Consider the following 1304-nt stretch of genomic DNA (forward strand, 5'->3'; position numbering starts at 1 on the left):
TCTCCGCCCCCCCGCCACCCGATCCTTCCCCCGTGGTTGCCGCATTCGACTGATCAAAGACACTCCCGTGCAGCCAACTGCTTGAGCGTCGTCGCTTACGGCTCGACCCGCACCCACTCGGTCGCGCGGCCTTGGCCCTCCCGCTGAAGGCGGCCTTCTTCGCGGAGGCGGTGGAGGATGGTGCGCAATTGCTGCGGCTGGCGGTCCGGGAAGCGCTGGCGCAGCATGGCCATGGTGAAGCGCTCGGGCATTTCATGGAGGACTTCGCGGCGCACCGCCAGGGCCCAGCCGCCGCGCCCGCCGGCACCGCTTTGGTAGCGGCCGTAGGCTTCGGCGACCGCGGGCGGAGCCGGGTCCGCCAGGCGTGTGGCAACGGCTCGGAAGAGGCCGTGGCACCACTCGTTGGCCTGTTTGCGGTTGCCCGCGAAGACCACGGGCAGTTTCGGGTGCAGGGCCTGGATCTCGGCCACGACCCGGGCTGTGTGGGCGGCTGACCAGGGGGCGACCCGCTGCGGGTCGAGGAAGTCGCCGTAGGTGGCTTCGACCACCAGTGCGGGATGGGGATAGGTCGCCAGTTCCGCCAGCTGCTGGTGAAGGATCTGGATCTGGCCGAAGTCGGTCAGGAGGTTGTCGAAGGTCTTGCGCTCGACCACGGCCTGGATCTGCCCGTCACTCTCCAGCGCGTAGTCGCCGGCCGGGAGGCTCTCGCGTCGCGTTTCGGCACCCGGAAAGCGCCACGGGTAACGCTCGGCGCGGTCGATCAGGGCGGTGATCGGATAATCGCCGAAGAGCTGGGTTCGGCCGCGGGTCTTGTGGGCCCGGACGGCGCCCTGGGTGCGGAAGAAAATCTGTTCGTAGTGCCCGGGCTTGTTCTTGTACGGCTTGGTCAGGAACAGGAAGTCGCAGCGCCGGCGCTTCTGCCGGTCGAGCACCAGCGCGAGCTTCTTGCCGAAGCGATTGAGCGAAACCACGGGGACGTGCTCGAGCTCCTCGGGGGTCTCCTCCGGCGGGTCCTGCTCACGCAGGCAGAAGACGTGCCCCTGCGGGCCCGGCCAGCGATCCTTGGCGCGCAGGGCGAGGATGATCCCGTCGTGATCGCTCTCCAGGGTGATCCGGTACGGGAATTTCTCGCTCTGCGTCTGCTGTACGCGCCAGTAAGTGGCCATGTTGCAAGCATAGCGCGAGCGGGTGCGCGTCGACCATGGCGCGTCGGGGCATGCCCTTGGGCTGCTGAGGTCGGTTGGCCGGTCCCCCTGTGGCGTTCGAAGGTCGCCCCCTGACGCCGGTTGGCCGCTCCCCGGTGG

General features: G+C 68.7%; 1 protein-coding gene. It reads right to left on the bottom strand.

From position 1 onward, the window contains the following. Positions 1-95: 95 nt before the first annotated feature. A complete protein-coding gene (locus LRG07_RS13600) occupies positions 96-1166 on the bottom strand; it encodes an ERCC4 domain-containing protein (protein WP_201169153.1) in 1071 nt (356 codons plus the stop codon). Between the last annotated feature and the right edge of the window lie 138 nt (positions 1167-1304).

It is taken from the genome of Halorhodospira sp. 9622, from assembly GCF_022228025.1.
In the GTDB taxonomy this organism is placed as follows: domain Bacteria; phylum Pseudomonadota; class Gammaproteobacteria; order Nitrococcales; family Halorhodospiraceae; genus Halorhodospira; species Halorhodospira halophila_A.

Bases quoted from the DNA above. Each gene is read 5' to 3' on its own strand.
- LRG07_RS13600 (WP_201169153.1), bottom strand. From the start codon at position 1,166: ATGGCCACTTACTGGCGCGTACAGCAGACGCAGAGCGAGAAATTCCCG.